Here is a 17,096-nt window from a genome sequence, read left to right on the forward strand (position 1 = left end):
AGATGCAGGAGATCCAGAAGCGGGGCCAGCGCTTCTCCCGCCGCGTCGTCACCGACGAGGCCGCCCGCGAGGAGCTCACCGCCGGCGCCCTCGCCTCCCGGGCGACCGCCGGCCACCACGGCGCCCGCCACCGCCGCACCGCCGAGGCGGCCCTCGAGGGGCTGCTGCTCGGTCCCCGGTGCTCCGCCCGCGAACTGACCGTCCTGGCCCCGCTCGGCCCCGACCGGGCCTACGGCCGCCCGGCGGTGGCCGCCCTGCTCGGCGCGCTGTACGCCGCACGCGACGCCACCGACTACCAGCGCGCCACCGGACGGACCGACGCGTTCGCCGCGGCCGTACGGGCGGGCGTCTGCCGCGAGCTGACCGACGCCCTCGTCGCGCTGGTCACCGGGGCCGAGGGGGTCCGCGTCCGGTTCCACTGGGCACCGGCCGCCGGCCCGCCGCCCGGCCGTCCGGCCCGCCCCGAGCCGGTGGAGTTCTCCCCCGGGGACCTGCCCGCCCTGCGCGCCGCGAGCGCCCGCTACCGCCACGACGAACCCGCCGTCCCCGTCCGCCTCACCGGCACCGTGACGCACCTGTGGCGCGACACCCCGGGCGGAGGCGGCAGCGCGCGGCTGCGGGTGCTCTCCGGAGCGGACGTGACGGAGGTCCGCGCCGAGCTCGGCGCGGCGGACTACCGCGCCGCCGGCCGCGCCCACCTGGCGGGCCGGCCCGTGCGCCTCGACGGCCGCCTGGAGGGCCGCGGCGGCTTCCGCCGGCTCGCCGACGCCGGGGGAGTGCTGCCGCTACCGGTGGACGAAGCCGAACGGGAGCGGCTGCTCAAGGCCCTGCACACGGGTCCGGACGGCTTCCGGGACCGGGCCGGCGACGGCATGTGACCGTTTAGCGACCCGGCCGCCGGGCTCGGTACGATTCAGACGCGCAGCGTCCGCTGCCGTGTCCCACAGTCAGGAGAGTCCGGTGTCAGACGTCCGTGTGATCATCCAACGCGATTCCGAGCGGGAAGAGCGCGTGGTGACGACGGGCACCACCGCGGCCGACCTCTTCGCCGGCGAGCGCACGATCGTCGCCGCGCGGGTGGCGGGTCAGCTGAAGGACCTGGCGTACGAGCTCGCGGACGGCGACGAGGTGGAGCCGGTCGAGATCTCGTCCCCGGACGGCCTCGACATCCTCCGCCACTCGACCGCGCACGTCATGGCCCAGGCCGTGCAGGAGCTCTTCCCCGAGGCCAAGCTGGGCATCGGCCCGCCGGTCAAGGACGGCTTCTACTACGACTTCGACGTCGAGAAGCCCTTCACCCCCGACGATCTCAAGCTCATCGAGAAGAAGATGCAGGAGATCCAGAAGCGGGGCCAGCGCTTCTCCCGCCGCGTCGTCACCGACGAGGCCGCCCGCGAGGAGCTCGCCGACGAGCCGTACAAGCTGGAGCTCATCGGCCTCAAGGGCTCCGCCTCCCAGGAGGACGGCGCCAACGTCGAGGTGGGCGCCGGCGAGCTCACCATCTACGACAACCTGGACGCGAAGACCGGCGAACTGTGCTGGAAGGACCTCTGCCGCGGTCCGCACCTGCCGACGACCCGCTTCATCCCGGCGTTCAAGCTGATGCGCAACGCCGCCGCGTACTGGCGCGGCAGCGAGAAGAACCCCATGCTCCAGCGCATCTACGGCACCGCCTGGCCGACGAAGGACGAGCTGAAGGCGCACCTGGAGTTCCTGGCCGAGGCCGAGAAGCGCGACCACCGCCGCCTCGGCTCCGAGCTGGACCTGTTCTCCATCCCGGAGCAGATCGGCTCCGGCCTGGCGGTCTTCCACCCCAAGGGCGGCATCATCCGCCGGGTCATGGAGGACTACTCGCGCCGCCGGCACGAAGAGGAGGGGTACGAGTTCGTCTACACCCCGCACGCCACCAAGGCGAAGCTCTTCGAGACCTCGGGCCACCTGGACTGGTACGCCGACGGCATGTACCCGGCCATGCAGCTCGACGAGGGCGTGGACTACTACCTCAAGCCCATGAACTGCCCCATGCACAACCTGATCTTCGATGCGCGGGGCCGCTCGTACCGTGAGCTGCCGCTGCGGTTCTTCGAGTTCGGGACCGTGTACCGGTACGAGAAGTCGGGCGTCGTGCACGGCCTGACCCGCGCCCGGGGCTTCACCCAGGACGACGCGCACATCTACTGCACCCGCGAGCAGATGGCGGAGGAGCTGGACCGGACGCTGACCTTCGTCCTGGACCTGCTGCGCGACTACGGTCTGAACGACTTCTACCTGGAGCTGTCCACCAAGGACCCGGAGAAGTTCGTCGGCTCGGACGAGGCGTGGGAAGAGGCCACCGAGACCCTGCGCAAGGTCGCCGAGAAGCAGGGCCTGGAGCTCGTCGCCGACCCGGGCGGCGCGGCCTTCTACGGCCCGAAGATCTCGGTCCAGGCGAAGGACGCGATCGGCCGTACCTGGCAGATGTCGACGATCCAGCTCGACTTCAACCTGCCGGAGCGGTTCGAGCTGGAGTACACCTCGGCGGACGGCACCAAGCAGCGTCCGGTGATGATCCACCGCGCGCTGTTCGGTTCGATCGAGCGCTTCTTCGCGGTGCTGCTGGAGCACTACGCGGGCGCCTTCCCGGCGTGGCTGGCCCCCGTCCAGGCGACCGGCATCCCGATCGGCGACGCCCACGTGCCGTACCTCCAGGAGTTCGCCGCCGAGGCGAGGAAGAAGGGCCTGCGGGTGGAGGTGGACGCCTCCTCGGACCGGATGCAGAAGAAGATCCGCAACGCGCAGAAGTCCAAGGTCCCCTTCATGATCATCGCCGGTGACGAGGACGTGGCCAACGGCGCCGTCTCCTTCCGCTACCGCGACGGCTCGCAGAAGAACGGCATCCCGAAGGACGAGGCGCTGGCCGAGCTCCTCGACGTCGTGGAGCGCCGCGTCCAGGTGTGACGCGTGTGTGATGAGGGGCGGTCCGTCAGGGCCGCCCCTCACCGTTTCCCCGTCGGGGAATATGCTGCTCACCATGACGAGTGAGCCGGAGCAGCAGATCGGAGTCGGGTCCCCGGACGCCTTCCAGCGCCTGTGGACGCCCCATCGGATGGCCTACATCCAGGGGGAGAACAAGCCGACCGGCCCCGGTGCCGGCGACGGCTGCCCCTTCTGCTCCATTCCGGAGAAGTCCGACGAGGACGGACTGATCATCGCCCGGGGCGAGCGCGTCTACGCGGTGCTCAACCTCTACCCGTACAACGGCGGTCACCTCATGGTCGTCCCGTTCCGGCACGTCGCCGACTACACGGAGCTCGACGAGGCGGAGACGGCCGAGCTGGCAGACTTCACCAAGCGGGCGATGCGGGCGCTGCGGGAGGCGTCGGGGGCGCACGGGTTCAACATCGGGATGAACCAGGGCGGTGTCGCGGGGGCGGGGATCGCCGCGCACCTGCACCAGCACGTCGTCCCCCGTTGGGGCGGGGACACCAATTTCCTCCCGGTCATCGGCCACACCAAGGTGCTGCCCCAACTCCTCGCGGACACCCGGAAGATGCTCGCCGACGCCTGGCCGGAGGCCTGACCTCCGGGGTGCCGGACGAGGGCGCGGCGGGGACACGCGCCGACCTCATGACCCGAAAATCACCCCAAAACCGGACAAAAAAGCTCTAATGGTGCGGTGACCTTCCCGCACCGCCGTACCCTGCTGCGCGCAGCCGCGAGCGGTGTCCTCGCCGGACTGGCGGGGGCACCGCTCGTCGGCTGTGACGAGGAGCGCCGGACCGCGGGCGAGGGAGCCCGGGCCGGCAAGCGGGCGTCCGAAGGGGCGGTGCCGTCCGGGCCGCCGGGCCCCGTCGGCCGCCCGCCCGCTCTGCCGCCGCTGCCGTCCGGACTGCCGGAGCAGATCGAGAACGGGCCCCGCGACCGCGACGCCGTCGCCCTCACCTTCCACGGCCGGGGCGACGCGGCCACCGCGACCGGCTGCCTCACGGAGGCCGAGCGGGCCGGGGCGCGGGTGACCGTGCTGGCGGTGGGGGACTGGCTGGACGCCCAGCCGCGACTGGCCCGCCGGGTGCTGGACGGCGGCCACGAACTCGGCAACCACACCATGCGCCACCTGGACATCTGCTCGATGAGCGCCGAGGCCGCCTACGCCGAGATCACCGAGTGCGCGGAGCGGCTGCGCCGGCTGGCCGGCGGGATCGGACGCTGGTTCCGGCCGTCGAAGACGCGGCTCGCCACGGAGCAGGTGGTGCGGCTGGCGCGCCGGGCGGGGTATCCACACATCCTGTCGTACGACGTCGACTCCCTCGACTTCACCGATCCGGGCGCGGCGGCCGTCGGGCGCGCCGTACTGGACGGGGTGCGTCCGGGGTCGGTGGTGAGTCTGCACTTCGGGCACGCCGGCACGGTGGCCGCGCTGCCCGCGATCCTCGACGGCCTGCACCGCCGCGGTCTGCGTGCGGTGACGACTTCGGAGCTGCTGACCTGATGATCCGGTTCTCGTACGTCCGTCCCCGTTCCGTTCCGTGTTCCCGTCCCCGTCCCCGCGCGCTGCCGCGCGGGCTCCGCCGGATCGCCGTGCTCGCCGCCGGCGGGGTGCTGCTGGCGGCGGCCGGCTGCGGCGGCGGCAGCAGCGACGAGGCCGCCGGCCGCCGACCCCACCAAGAACAGCGGCAGGGGGCCGCGGCCCCGAAGGTGCCACAGGGGCTGCCGGGGATGCCGCCCCTGCTCGACCCGCACGACGTCTACGCGGCCGACCGGCCGAACGCGCTGTCCCCGGTGGTGAAGGACTTCCCGTCCCGGGTGTACGTGCCGAACACCGAGTCGGACACGGTCAGCGTCATCGACCCCAAGACGTACAAGGTGATCGAGACGATCCCGGTGGGGTCGCAGCCGCAGCATGTGGTGCCGTCCTGGGACCTGAAGACGCTGTGGGTCAACAACGACCGGGGGCACACGCTGACCCCGATCGACCCGGCGACGGGCAAGGCCGGCAAGACGGTGCCCGTCCACGACCCGTACAACCTCTACTTCACGCCGGACGGCAAGTACGCCGTGGTGATGGCGTCGATGGACCGGGAGCTGGTGTTCCGGGACGCGCACACCATGAAGCGGAAGAAGACCGTCCCGGTGAGCTGCCTGGGCGTGAACCACGCGGACTTCTCACCTGACGGGCGGTACTTCATCGTCTCCTGTGAGTTCTCCGGGGAGCTACTGAAGGTCGACACGGAGAAGATGAAGGTCATCGGCCAGCAGAAGCTGCCGTTCGAAGGGGCGATGCCGCAGGATGTGAAGATCGCCTCGGACGGGCGGACCTGGTACGTCGCCGACATGATGGCGGACGGGCTCTGGGTGCTGGACGGCGACAAGTTCACCGAGCCGTGGCTGATGCCCACCGGCAAGGGGGCGCACGGCCTCTACGTGAGCCGGGACTCCAAGTCGATGTACATCTCCAACCGGGGCGAGGGGTCGATCTCGGTCCTGGACCTCAAGAGCCGCAAGCTGGTGCACAAGTGGGAGCTGCCGGACGGCGGCAGCCCGGACATGGGCGGGGTGTCGGCGGACGGCAAGGTGCTGTGGCTGTCCGGCCGGTACAACAGCGAGGTGTACGCCATCGACACCACGGACGGGCACCAGATCGCGCGCATCCCGGTGGGCGCGGGACCGCACGGGCTCGCCGTCTACCCGCAGCCCGGCCGGTACTCGCTGGGGCACACCGGGATCTTCCGCTGAGCCCGCGGCGTCAGGGTCACGCGTTGTAGACGTCGGCCTGACGGGGCGACAGGTCCTGGACGGCACCGCTGAGGTTGCCCGCGCGGCTCTTGAAGCGCTCGGTGTCCACCCCGTGTTCGGCGAGGAAGCGCACGGCGGTCTCGTGCACCACGCGGAGCACGGGGGTGGCGGCCCGCAGGGCGTCGTCGGCCATGAAGCGGTGGCGCCAGGGCTTGTCGGCCCAGGCGTGCCGCAGGCCGAAGGGCTCGGGCAGGACGAGCTTGCCGCCCCAGTACTCCAGCAGCGGCGGGTACCAGGTGAGCGGGGCGCGGGCGGCCAGCCGGACCACCTCGCGGGTCTCCACCACGGGCAGTTGGCGCTCCCAGGTCTCCCAGAACTTGACGCCCTTGCGGAACGTCTTGGTGCGGTTCTTCGGCTTGCCGTTGAAGACGGGGTGGATCGGGCCGAGGGCGTGGCCGGTGACCTCGATGCGCAGCGTCTTGTGCAGGACGGTGACGTTGATCAGCAGAGTGATGACCAACTGGCCGTCCCAGAGGACGAACTGGACGCCCAGGTAGTGGCGGTCGCCGCTGCCGAAGTGCTGCTCGTCGCAGATCTTCTGGAGCGCGGCGCCCCTTATCTGGAAGGAGGCGTCCGCGTCGGCGGGCCGGGAGACGGCGCCGGCGCCCTCGCCGATGGGCGAGACCACCCAGTGCTCGACGAAGGGCGGGGTCAGGCCGCCGGTGTTGACGGGGGTGCGTTCGAGCAGGCGCAGCTGGTCGTGGATCGCGCGCATGATGTCCCAGCTGCGGAAGGGGTGGATCTCCTTGCCGGGATCGGCCGGGGCCAGCTCCTCGGCCAGCTGCCAGCTGCCCCAGCGGGTGCCCATGCCGAGTATGCCCTTGGGGCCGGCGTAGAAGACGACGTTGCTCTTCTGCTCGGCGGAGAGCCGCTCCAGGTTCTGCCGGAGCTGCTCGGCGGCGCTCTCGCCGGGGTTCCTGGGCACGGCCTCGGGGATCTTGGCGCCGATGCCGCCGCCGTCCAGCAGGCCGGTCCAGCGGCTGCGCAGGTCCTTGGCGGTGCGTTCGCAGATGGTCTTGGCCCAGGCCCAGCCGATGATCGGCGCGACCATCATGGCCCGGAGGTAGACGCCGAGGAAGCCGTGGAACGGCATCTTGACCATGAGGACCGCGCCGAGCACGGCGAGGACCAGCAGGAGGGCGCCGCCGAGGGCGCCGACCCGCTTGTTCTGCGCGCCGGCGAGGGTGCGGCGGAGCTGGAAGACGCCGAGCCAGATCAGGACGCCGGGCAGGAAGAGGACGCCGAAGACCAGCATGATGACGGTCAGCCGGGTGTCGCGGAGTCTGCGGATGCGGCTGGCGGCGAGGCAGTGCTCGACGATGACCTGGGGTTCGGTGCCGAAGGACTGGATGAGGGGCTTCCGGCCGCCGCCGAGCATGCGCTGCTGTACCGCGCGGGAGAAGGCCTCGCCGAGGTTGGGCTCGAAGAGGGCGATGCGCGGCGGTTTGACGGAGGAGGTGGCCCAGTCCGAATTGGCCTTGAGGAGCTCCTCCATCGGCCCGTCGCGGTAGGCGGCGGAGGCGAGCGCCTGCGTCGCCGCGGTCTGCCCCGCCCCGCCCGAGATGGGGATCTGGGCGCCCGGGCTGAAGTCGAACCCGTCTGTCACTGATGCCCCCCAAGGCGCACGCCGCTGCTGCGACGGCCCGGACCGGCTGTCCGCCCGCGGTCGTTGCCGGTGCGGTGGACGCCGGAGGGCCGTGTGCCCAGCGTAACGGTGCGGACCACCACCTGTCGCAGGAGACGGGAAAGCCGCCCGCTCCAAAACGAGTTGGAGTGGGCGGCTTGCGAACTATGCTCCGTTCTGCTGCTGTTCGCGTACGCGGTCGGCGATCTGCGGCGGCATCGGCTCGTGCCGCGCGTAGGAGCGGCTGAACCGGCCCGTGCCGTGCGACAGCGACCGCAGGTCCACCGCGTACCGGCCGATCTCCAGCTCGGGCACCTCGGCGCGGATCAGCGTCCGCCCGCCCGGGGACTGCTCGGTGCCCACCACCCTGCCGCGCCGCCCGGACAGGTCGCTCATCACCGGGCCCACGAACTCGTCGGCCACCAGCACCCGTACCTCGGCGACCGGCTCCAGCAAGTGCACCCGGGCCGCGGCGGCGGCCTCGCGGAGGGCGAGGGCACCGGCGGTCTGGAACGCCGCGTCGGACGAGTCCACCGAGTGCGCCTTGCCGTCGAGAAGCGTGACCCGGACGTCGACCAGCGGACAGCCGGCCACGACACCCTTCGCCGCCTGCGTCCTGACGCCCTTCTCCACGGACGGGATGAACTGCCGCGGCACCGCGCCGCCGACCACCTTGTCCACGAACTCGATGCCCGAGCCGCCCGGCAGCGGCTCCACCTCGATCTCGCAGATCGCGAACTGGCCGTGCCCGCCGGACTGCTTGACGTGCCGGCCGCGCCCGGCCGCCTTGCCGCCGAACGTCTCGCGCAGCTCCACCCGGTGCGGCACCACGTCGACCTGGACGCCGTACCGGGTGCGCAGCCGTTCCAGCGCCACGTCCCGGTGGGCCTCGCCGAGGCACCAGAGCACCACCTGGTGGGTGTGCCGGTTGTGCTCCAGCCGCATCGTGGGGTCCTCGGCGACCAGCCGGGACAGCCCCTGTGACAGCTTGTCCTCGTCCGCCTTGCTGTGCGCCTGGATGGCCACCGGCAGCAGAGGGTCCGGCATCAGCCAGGGCTCCATGCGCAGCGGCCGGGCGGGGGAGGAGAGGGTGTCGCCGGTCTCCGCGCGGATCAGCTTGGCGACGCTGACGATGTCACCGGCGACCGCCTGGGGGAGCGGGCGCTGGTGCTTGCCGAAGGGCGAGGAGAGGGCGCCGACCCGTTCGTCCGCCTCGTGGTCCTCGTGCCCCCGGTCGGCCAGGCCGTGGCCGGAGACGTGGACCGTCTCGTCGGGGCGCAGGGTGCCGGAGAAGACGCGGACGAGCGAGATCCGGCCGACGTAGGGGTCGGACGCGGTCCTGATCACCTCGGCCGCGAGCGGACCGGCCGGGTCACAGGTCAGCGGGGGGTGCGCGGTGCCGTCCAGCCCGGTGACGGCGGGGATCTCCCGCTCGGCCGGGGTGGGGAAGCCGCCGGTGACCAGCTCCAGCAGCTCCACCGTCCCCAGGCCCTGGCGGGCACCGTCGACGGCGGGGGCGGCGGGCAGCACCGGGTGGAAGGAGCCGCGCGCCACGGCCCGCTCCAGGTCCTCGATCAGGGTCTTGACGTCGATGTCCTCGCCGGCGAGGTAGCGGTCCATGAGGGTCTCGTCCTCGCTCTCGGCGATGATCCCCTCGATCAGCCGGTTGCGGGCGGCCTCCAGCACCGGCAGCAGGTCCGGATCCGGCTCGGCCTCGGTGCGCTCGCCGGCCGCGTAGTCGAAGACGCGGCGGGAGAGCAGCCCGGTCAGCCCGGTGACCGGACGGTGCCCGTCCGGGCCCTCGGGGCCGTGTACCGGGAGGTAGAGCGGCAGCACGCTCTCCGGGGAGTCACCGCCGAAGGCGGCGCGGCAGGTCTCCGTCATGGCGTCGAAGTCCGCCCGCGCCGCCTCCAGGTGCGTCACCACGATCGCGCGCGGCATGCCCACGGCCGCGCACTCCTCCCACAGGGCGCGGGTGGCGCCCGAGACGCCCTCGCCGCCCTCCGCCGCCGAGACCACGAACAGCGCGGCGTCGGCCGCCCGCAGCCCGGCCCGCAGCTCCCCGACGAAGTCGGCGTAGCCGGGGGTGTCCAGCAGGTTGATCCTGATGCCCGCCCACTCCACCGGGACCACCGACAGCTGCACCGAGCGCTGCTGGCGGTGCTCGATCTCGTCGTAGTCGGAGACGGCGGCGCCGTCCTCGACCCGGCCCGCGCGGGTGACCGCGCCGGTGGCCAGGGCCAGTGCCTCCACGAGGGTCGTCTTGCCGGAGCCTCTGTGGCCGACCAGCACCACGTTCCGTAGGTCGCCGGGCCGGTCGGCCGCCGCTGCTCTGCCCGCGGCCCCGGGATGACCGGCGTGGTTCGTCTTCTCGCCCATGTGCCTCGCCTTCCGGTTGACACCTGCGATCCTTCGAGCTTTCCACCGTGGTCACGCTGCGTCCATACGTCGCACACCGTGGCGCGACCACCCGCCCCGGCGCGCGCTGCCCTCGGCGCTCCCCGGGGGAGCGCGGCCATTCGGGTGGCGTGCTCCGCCCGCGTGCCGGGGGCGCGGCCGGGGCCGGGGCGCCGGTGGAGTGATCCGTGCCATGGCCGAGGTGTCCGACGCGGGCGCGGCGGGCCGCCGCGGCCTGGCTACGATGGGCCAGCCGGTGGCCCTTCGGCTACGCGGCCCGCACACGACCCTTCGGGAAGGCCATGCTGAACAAGTACGCGCGTGCGTTCTTCACGCGTGTTCTCACGCCGTTCGCCGCCCTGCTCATCCGCCTCGGCGTCAGTCCCGACGCGGTGACCCTCATCGGTACCGGTGGTGTGGTGGCGGGAGCGCTGGTCTTCTACCCCCAGGGCGAGTTCTTCTGGGGCACGGTCACCATCACCCTCTTCGTCTTCTCCGACCTGGTCGACGGCAACATGGCGCGGCAGCTCGGCCGCTCCAGCCGGTGGGGGGCCTTCCTCGACTCGACGCTGGACCGGGTCGCCGACGCGGCCATCTTCGGCGGCCTCGCCCTGTGGTACGCGAGCTACGAGGGGCACAGCATCATGCTGTGCGCCGTGTCGATGTTCTGCCTCGCCAGCGGCCAGGTGGTGTCCTACACCAAGGCGCGCGGGGAGAGCATCGGTCTGCCGGTGAAGGTGAACGGCCTGGTCGAGCGCGCCGAGCGGCTCGTCATCTCGCTGGTGGCCTGCGGGTTCTCCGGGCTGCACAAGTTCGGCGTCCCCGGCATCCAGGTGCTGCTCCCGATCGCCCTGTGGATCGTGGCCGCCGGCAGCTTCGTGACACTGATCCAGCGGGTGGTGACCGTCCGCCGGGAGGCGGCCGAGGCGGACGCCGCACTGCCGGTGGGAGGGGGAGAGACCGGGTGAAGGACCAGCTGACGGACGCCCTGTACGGGCTGGGGTGGGGCGCCGTCAAGCGGCTCCCGGAACCGGTGGCGACGCGCCTCGGCCGCGAGATCGCCGACCAGACCTGGCGGCGGCGCGGCAAGGGCGTACTCCGGCTGGAGGCCAACCTCGCCCGGGTCGTCCCCGACGCCTCGCCCGCCCGCCTCGCCCGGCTGTCGCGGGAGGGCATGCGCTCCTACATGCGCTACTGGATGGAATCCTTCCGGCTGCCGGCCTGGAGCCGCGAGCGGATCCGTTCCGGCTTCGCGCCCGAGGGGCTGCACCACCTGGAGAAGGCGCTCGACGCCGGGCGCGGCGTCATCCTCGCCCTGCCCCACATGGGCAACTACGACCTCGCCGGCGCCTGGGTCACCACCCGGCTCGGCGTCCCCTTCACCACCGTCGCCGAGCGGCTGAAGCCCGAGTCGCTGTACGACCGTTTCGTGGCCTACCGCGAGGGCCTGGGCATGGAGGTCCTCCCGCACGCCGGAGGCACCGCCTTCGGCGTCCTCTCCCGGCGGCTGCGCGCCGGCGGTCTGGTCTGCCTGGTCGCCGACCGCGACCTGTCCGCCCACGGCATAGAGGTCTCCTTCTTCGGCGAGGCCGCCAAGATGCCCGGCGGCCCGGCCCGGCTGGCCGTCCAGACCGGCGCCGTCCTGCTGCCGGTCACCCTCTGGTACGACCGCTCCCCGGTGCTCCGCGGGCGGGTGCACCCGCCCGTCGAGGCCCCGGAGACGGGCACCCGGCCGCAGAAGGCCGCCGCGATGACCCAGGCTCTGGCCGACGCGTTCGCCGAGGGCATCGCCGAGCACCCGCAGGACTGGCACATGCTCCAGCGGCTCTGGCTCGCCGACCTGTCCCCGACGGGCGGCGACCGACGGCCGGAGCCCGGGGCGACCCCTGACCCGGGCCCGACGGCGGAACCGGAGACACGTCTCGACTCCGGCTCGCGTGCGGGCTCTGATCCGGGCCCCGGCCCGGACTCACGTGCGGGCTCCGACTCACGTGCGGGCTCCGATCCACGTGCCGGCTCCGGCTCGCGTGCCGACCTCGGTCCGGGTCGCGACTCCGGGACGCACCCCGAATCCGGTCCACGTCAGGCCGCCGGCCCCGGGACGGAGGCGCCGTGAGGATCGGGATCGTCTGCCCCTACTCCTGGGACGTGCCCGGCGGCGTCCAGTTCCACATCCGCGACCTCGCCGAGCACCTCATCAGGCGAGGACACGAGGTCTCCGTCCTGGCCCCGTCGGACGACGGCACGGCGCTGCCTCCCTTCGTGGTCTCGGCTGGCCGGGCCGTCCCCGTGCCCTACAACGGCTCGGTGGCCCGTCTCAACTTCGGTTTCCTCTCCGCCGCCCGGGTGCGCCGCTGGCTCCACGACGGCGACTTCGACGTCATCCACATCCACGAACCCACCTCCCCGTCGCTGGGCCTGCTGGCCTGCTGGGCCGCCCAGGGGCCCATCGTCGCCACCTTCCACACCTCCAACCCCCGCTCCCGGGCGATGATCGCCGCTTATCCGATCCTCCAGCCCGCCCTGGAGAAGATCAGCGCGCGCATCGCCGTGAGCGAGTACGCCCGCAGGACCCTGGTCGAGCACCTGGGCGGGGACGCGGTCGTCATCCCCAACGGCGTCGACGTCGACTTCTTCGCCCGCGCCGAACCGCGCCCCGAATGGATGGGCACGGGCACCCGCGAGAGCGGTCGTCCGGACGGGGGTACGCCTTCCGGTACGGACCCCGCATCCGGCGCGGACGCCGTGTCCGGTGCGGCCGTCGTGTCCGATGCGGGCACCGCCGGTGACGCCGGGTCCGTCCCGCCCGGCGTCGGAGCCCTGTTGCCGGCCGATGCCCTGCCCGGTGCGCGCGGATCCGCCGCGCCGGTCCCGCGGGACCCCGCCTCCCGCGCCCGGGAGGGCGTCGGTACCTCCGGCGCGCCCTCGCTTCCCCTCCCGGACGACGCCTCCGTCGCCCCCGACCGCCCGGCGACGATCGGCTTCATCGGCCGGATCGACGAGCCCCGCAAGGGCCTGCCCGTCCTGATGCGTGCCCTGCCGAAGATCCTCGCCGAGCGTCCCGGCACTCGATTGCTGGTGGCGGGACGCGGCGACGAGGAGGAGGCCGTCGCCGCCCTGCCCCCCGAGGCGCGGGACGCCGTCGAGTTCCTCGGAATGATCAGCGACGAGGACAAGGCCCGGCTCCTCCGCAGCGTCGACCTCTATGTGGCCCCCAACACCGGTGGCGAGTCCTTCGGCATCATCCTCGTCGAGGCGATGTCGGCCGGCGCTCCGGTCCTCGCCAGCGACCTGGACGCCTTCGCCCAGGTTCTGGACCGGGGCGCCGCCGGTGAGCTGTTCGCCAACGAGGACGCCGACGCTCTGGCCGCCGCGGCCGTCCGTCTCCTCGCCGACCCCGCCCGCCGGGCGGAGCTGAGCGAGCGGGGCAGCCGGCACGTACGCCGCTTCGACTGGTCGACCGTCGGCGCCGACATCCTCGCCGTCTACGAGACGGTCACCGCCGGAGCGGCCTCCGTCGCCACCGACGAACGACTGGGCCTGCGGGCCCGATTGGGCCTCGCCCGGGACTGATCCGGGAACCGGACGCGCGACGCCGGTCCTGAACCGAGCCCCGGGCCGGGCCCCGGCCTGGGGCTTAGACCGGGACCGGCCAAGAGTCTGGGAGCACAACCTCGCTCGGAGCCCGGAGGGAGCCTCGGTACCTACCGTGGCCTCACCCCGGTCAGCCCTGAACCCTTGGCTCCTTGCCCCTGCCGAGGCCCCGGCCCCGGCTCCGGCTCCGGACTAAGCTCCCCCGCCAAGTCGTCTGCCACGGTCCTTCCCAGGCCCCGGCCTCCGGGCTTCGCCCCCGCGTGCGGGGGCGGGTTCCGTCCTGCGAGTGCGTGCCCTTCTTCCGGGGCGCGGGGGCGGTGACGCCGTCCGCGCCGGTCAACCGATGGCCACCGGGCCGGCGGCGTTACGTGCCGTGAGCTTCGGGTCGGACTACAGCGTGTCCTTGTCCGGGGTGCCAGTAGTCGGTGAGGCCTCGTAGTTCATTCACGATCGGCATCGGGATGTGGTAGCAGAACAGGGAGGTGCTGACCCCACGGATCTCGGGCGTGGAGGTGATCAGGGGAAGCTCGGCCTTGAGATATGCCAGTGCCGCCTGTCGACGGTCCTCCTGCCGCCCGTCCGTCCGTTCACGGGAGGCGAGCCAGGTATCGATATGGGTCTCGCAGGCCGCGGTCAGCTTCCGATCCCGCGCGAATGCGGCTTCCAGCCGCTGCCGGACCGGTTCGTAGCCGGGCAGAGCCGCGTACTCGGAGATGGACCGGACGCGGAGCTCGGCACCAGCGGGCGTGACCTGCTCAACGGCTCGTCGAAGCCGTCGCCGCATGTCCTTGAGCGACCGCCTGGCGCCGGCGGCGGCATGTGCGGGGCTGTCCCCGTCGGCTACGCGCATGGTGTCCAGGTGGGCATCCGAGTAGACGAGGTCGACAGAGGCGAAGCGGTCAAGGGCCCAGCGCAGCAGCGCCGCGACGGTGACCTGGGAAAAGTAGCTGTTGCCGGTGCTGACTCCGAGCATGACGTGCTCGCCCCGTTCCAGCACCTTCCGGCAAGCCGGCGAGTACGGCTCCACTTCCATCGGTCCGTCCTCCCTGCATTTCCGCGTCTTCTCCCTCGGCGCTTGACGTCCACCCTCAGGGCGGCGACCCCGCAGCCGGGCGCCGAGCCCGTACCGGTCTACGTCACCGGCCGTGAGCCGACTGGATCACCTCGGGGCCTATCGTGGATTCGCGATGATTGGGACTCTCTACCCAGAAAGGTAGAGAACACCCTTCTTGTCTTCCCGGCGTAGCCGATCGAGCGACCGGCACGCCGCCCGGCCCGGAGCGAGGCGATGTTCACCGGACGGTCGGCGGCGGTCGGCGGCGAGCTGGGGGGCAGCGGGTGCCGCCGCCGACGTGCCACTCCACGAGAGTCTTTCCTTCAGCCTCAGCGCTGCAGAATCGTCTCCACGGCAGGCGGGCAGGGAAGTTCTCCGACCCACACCCCTCCCGACGGAGCACGCCCACGCCCGTGCGCTTGCGGATCACCGCCACAGCGCTGCTGACAGCCTCCCCGGCGCCGCCGCCACCACATCGGCAGACGCCGTCCTGACACGCAGGGAGACATCCGCCGGAAGGGGAGAGCGACCTTCCCCCACACAAACAGCTTGGTGAACGCGGCTGCCTTGCGGTCCCACTCGGACCCGCCGATCCGCCCAGAATTCCCCGGCGCCCCACACCGCCAGTTCCGCTAATCGACCAGGTCCTGCTCTGTCGTACACCGCCATGGCTCACCCCACGAGGAGAGGAACCGCAGCAGCAGCCGGATGTGCGTCGCGCCTGGGCCGGACGAGTTCGCGACGGTCCGCATCGACCATGCCGTCCGGCCCGACGAACATCGGATCGCCCGGCCTCAGACCAATCCGCGCCACCGCCTCCGGCATATCCCGCCGCCAGAGGACACCGTCCGGCGGCAAGGTCCCGCATCGCTCACGATCCGGCACCCACTTCACATGCCGGGTACCCAACTCGCCCTCGCTTCTCCGCGACGCTTGAACACGGTGATTCTTCAGGGAAGGGCTGTATCTCCGCCGCTGCCCCTATCTCCGCCGCTGCCCCTGCCACCTCCGCGTGCGCCTCGCCCCCACCCGTCGGTTCCCGGAAGCCGAACAGCGGGATCCCGTACCGAGCGCGGAAGCGGCGGCTGCGGTGGAGGCTGAGAAACGCCACCGCGCCCATGACGGCCAAGGACTGCGCCCGACCCAGCAGCGGGACCACATCGACGGGCAGGGCCAGCGCCTCCGTCGCGCTCAGCAGCGCGTCGAGCAGTTCCGCGCCGGCCCACAACACGGTGAGCCACCGCAGTGCCCGCCGGAAGGCGGGGGACTCCCGCCAGTGCCGTTCCGCTCGCTCGGCCGCCGCTTCCGAACGCAACCGGCTGCCGAACCGGAAGGCGAACGGGCGGGCGGTCCACAGAGTGGCCCCTATACCCAGGCCGAGAGCCGCCGGAAGCAGCGCGTCCTTGAGAAGGAGCACCCGGGCATCGCCGCTGACCAGCGAAGCCGCGGCGGATATCAGGAGCAGCCCGGTCACCAGCAGATCCACGTACTCGGCGCGGCGGCCCCGGAAAGCCGCTGCCAGGGAGTGCGCGACCGGCGGGACGCTGCCGAGCAGCAACGCCTGCCAAGCGGGAACGCCCTGGGCGCGAAGTACGTAGTACAGCGCCAACGGGAGGACGATGACGACGACGGGGGTGACGATCAGTGCGCGCCTGGCGCGCGGGACGTGCGGGATGCGCGGTCGCATGGGACGACTCCCTTGCCCTTGCCTCGACGGATTCCCGAGAGCGGGAGCGGCGAAGACCCGCCGTGTGGACGGGAGTTCTGCCACGCACGACCCTAGGCGCGGGCTGGGTGGAGACGGATCGGAGCACGGGTCGATTCCGGCGGACGCCCGTCTCCACCCGTCGTCCACCCCTGGGTGGAGCGGCCGTCCCGGGACGTGTCCGGCGGCCCCCGGCCGGGCGGGTACTGTGACCCGGCGTGACGGATTCTCTCTGGATCTTCGTGTGGACGGTGGCCGCCCTGGTCCTCGTCGGCGTCTACCTCAGCTGGACCGCCGGCCGGCTGGACCGGCTGCACAGCCGTATCGACGCGGCGCGCGCGGCCCTCGACGCCCAACTGCTGCGCCGCGCCTCGGTTGCCCAGGAGCTGGCCACCGCCGGGGTCCTCGACCCGGCCGCGTCGATCGTCCTCTATCAGGCCGCGCACGCCGCCCGTCAGGCGGAGGAGGAGCAGCGCGAGGTCGCCGAGAGCGAGCTGAGCCAGGCACTGCGCGCGGTCTTCGCCGAAAGCGCGCAGACGGCGGCCGTCCGGGAGGCGCCCGGCGGTGAGGAGTCGCTGGTGGAGCTCGACCAGGCCGTTCGCCGGGTACCGATGGCCCGCCGCTTCCACAACGACGCGGTCCGCGCCGCGCGGGCGGTACGCCGGCACCGCGTGGTGCGCTGGTTCCGGCTGGCCGGCCACGCTCCCTTCCCGCTCGCCTTCGAGATGGACGACGAGCCGCCCGCGTCCCTCGTCGACCGGCCGGGCGGCTGAGCCGCGCCTCAGGGGAGACGGACGCGGGGCGAACCGGCCGAGCCCGGAGCCGGTTGGTGACGCGGGACCCGCGACGACGGGCCCGTGAGGCATGAACCGCGACGACGGGCCGGCGGTTTGTACCGCCGGAACCGCCATGACGCCCGCCCCCCGCCGCACAAGCCACCCACCCCGAAT

Annotated in this window: 13 protein-coding genes; 9 read left to right on the forward strand and 4 right to left on the reverse strand. The window is 72.4% G+C overall.

Features of this window, described 5'->3' with window-relative positions; all coding sequences use genetic code 11:
* The 5 genes from ACSNOK_RS18200 to ACSNOK_RS18220 form a co-directional block, all read left to right on the forward strand.
* The coding region (locus ACSNOK_RS18200; protein WP_436781755.1) for a hypothetical protein at window positions 1-878 on the forward strand (878 nt) is incomplete at its 5' end.
* An 82-nt stretch (window positions 879-960) separates the two neighbouring features.
* Window positions 961-2,937: a threonine--tRNA ligase gene (thrS, locus tag ACSNOK_RS18205; protein ID WP_436781756.1), complete on the forward strand. Its 1,977-nt coding sequence runs from the start codon at window positions 961-963 to the stop codon at window positions 2,935-2,937.
* Between the two features lie 61 nt (window positions 2,938-2,998).
* The gene (locus ACSNOK_RS18210) at window positions 2,999-3,559 is read left to right on the forward strand and encodes an HIT family protein (RefSeq protein ID WP_436781757.1); all 561 of its coding nucleotides are present in this window, start codon (window positions 2,999-3,001) and stop codon (window positions 3,557-3,559) included.
* Between the two features lie 96 nt (window positions 3,560-3,655).
* The gene (locus ACSNOK_RS18215; RefSeq protein ID WP_436781758.1) at window positions 3,656-4,468 is read left to right on the forward strand and encodes a polysaccharide deacetylase family protein; all 813 of its coding nucleotides are present in this window, start codon (window positions 3,656-3,658) and stop codon (window positions 4,466-4,468) included.
* A gap of 89 nt (window positions 4,469-4,557) precedes the next feature.
* Window positions 4,558-5,712 carry a hypothetical protein gene (locus tag ACSNOK_RS18220; RefSeq protein WP_436781767.1) on the forward strand — a complete coding sequence of 385 codons (1,155 nt, stop codon included), beginning with the start codon at window positions 4,558-4,560 and terminating at the stop codon, window positions 5,710-5,712.
* A 16-nt stretch (window positions 5,713-5,728) separates the two neighbouring features.
* Here the strand turns inward: ACSNOK_RS18220 and ACSNOK_RS18225 are convergent, their stop codons facing one another.
* Window positions 5,729-7,378, reverse strand: coding sequence for a hypothetical protein (locus tag ACSNOK_RS18225; RefSeq protein WP_436781759.1), 1,650 nt, complete (start codon window positions 7,376-7,378; stop codon window positions 5,729-5,731).
* A gap of 183 nt (window positions 7,379-7,561) precedes the next feature.
* On the reverse strand, window positions 7,562-9,775 hold the full coding sequence (locus tag ACSNOK_RS18230; RefSeq protein ID WP_436781760.1) for an elongation factor G-like protein EF-G2: 2,214 nt from the start codon (window positions 9,773-9,775) through the stop codon (window positions 7,562-7,564).
* Between the two features lie 320 nt (window positions 9,776-10,095).
* Here ACSNOK_RS18230 and pgsA point away from each other — a divergent pair, with 320 nt between their 5' ends.
* Genes pgsA through ACSNOK_RS18245 form a run of 3 tightly spaced genes read left to right on the forward strand, consistent with a single transcriptional unit; the run spans window position 10,096 to window position 13,366 of the window.
* The gene (gene pgsA, locus ACSNOK_RS18235) at window positions 10,096-10,761 is read left to right on the forward strand and encodes a phosphatidylinositol phosphate synthase (RefSeq protein WP_436781761.1); all 666 of its coding nucleotides are present in this window, start codon (window positions 10,096-10,098) and stop codon (window positions 10,759-10,761) included.
* A complete protein-coding gene (locus tag ACSNOK_RS18240; protein WP_436781762.1) occupies window positions 10,758-11,909 on the forward strand; it encodes a phosphatidylinositol mannoside acyltransferase in 1,152 nt (383 codons plus the stop codon). The genes pgsA and ACSNOK_RS18240 overlap by 4 nt, the downstream gene beginning before the upstream one ends.
* Complete coding sequence (locus ACSNOK_RS18245; protein WP_436781763.1) at window positions 11,906-13,366, forward strand: glycosyltransferase family 4 protein; 1,461 nt, start codon at window positions 11,906-11,908, stop codon at window positions 13,364-13,366. The genes ACSNOK_RS18240 and ACSNOK_RS18245 overlap by 4 nt, the downstream gene beginning before the upstream one ends.
* Window positions 13,367-13,751: 385 nt before the next feature.
* On the opposite strand, the gene ACSNOK_RS18250 is transcribed toward ACSNOK_RS18245, so the two are convergent.
* Both ACSNOK_RS18250 and ACSNOK_RS18255 read right to left on the reverse strand, forming a co-directional pair.
* A complete protein-coding gene (locus ACSNOK_RS18250) occupies window positions 13,752-14,420 on the reverse strand; it encodes a tRNA-dependent cyclodipeptide synthase (RefSeq protein ID WP_436781764.1) in 669 nt (222 codons plus the stop codon).
* A gap of 892 nt (window positions 14,421-15,312) precedes the next feature.
* A complete protein-coding gene (locus ACSNOK_RS18255; RefSeq protein WP_436781765.1) occupies window positions 15,313-16,128 on the reverse strand; it encodes a VC0807 family protein in 816 nt (271 codons plus the stop codon).
* A 236-nt stretch (window positions 16,129-16,364) separates the two neighbouring features.
* Between ACSNOK_RS18255 and ACSNOK_RS18260 the strand changes: the two genes are divergently transcribed.
* Window positions 16,365-16,919, forward strand: coding sequence for a hypothetical protein (locus tag ACSNOK_RS18260; protein WP_436781766.1), 555 nt, complete (start codon window positions 16,365-16,367; stop codon window positions 16,917-16,919).
* The last annotated feature ends 177 nt before the right edge of the window (window positions 16,920-17,096 follow it).

Origin of the sequence: Streptomyces sp. URMC 126, from assembly GCF_051386555.1 — a bacterium.
Classification (GTDB): domain Bacteria; phylum Actinomycetota; class Actinomycetes; order Streptomycetales; family Streptomycetaceae; genus Streptomyces.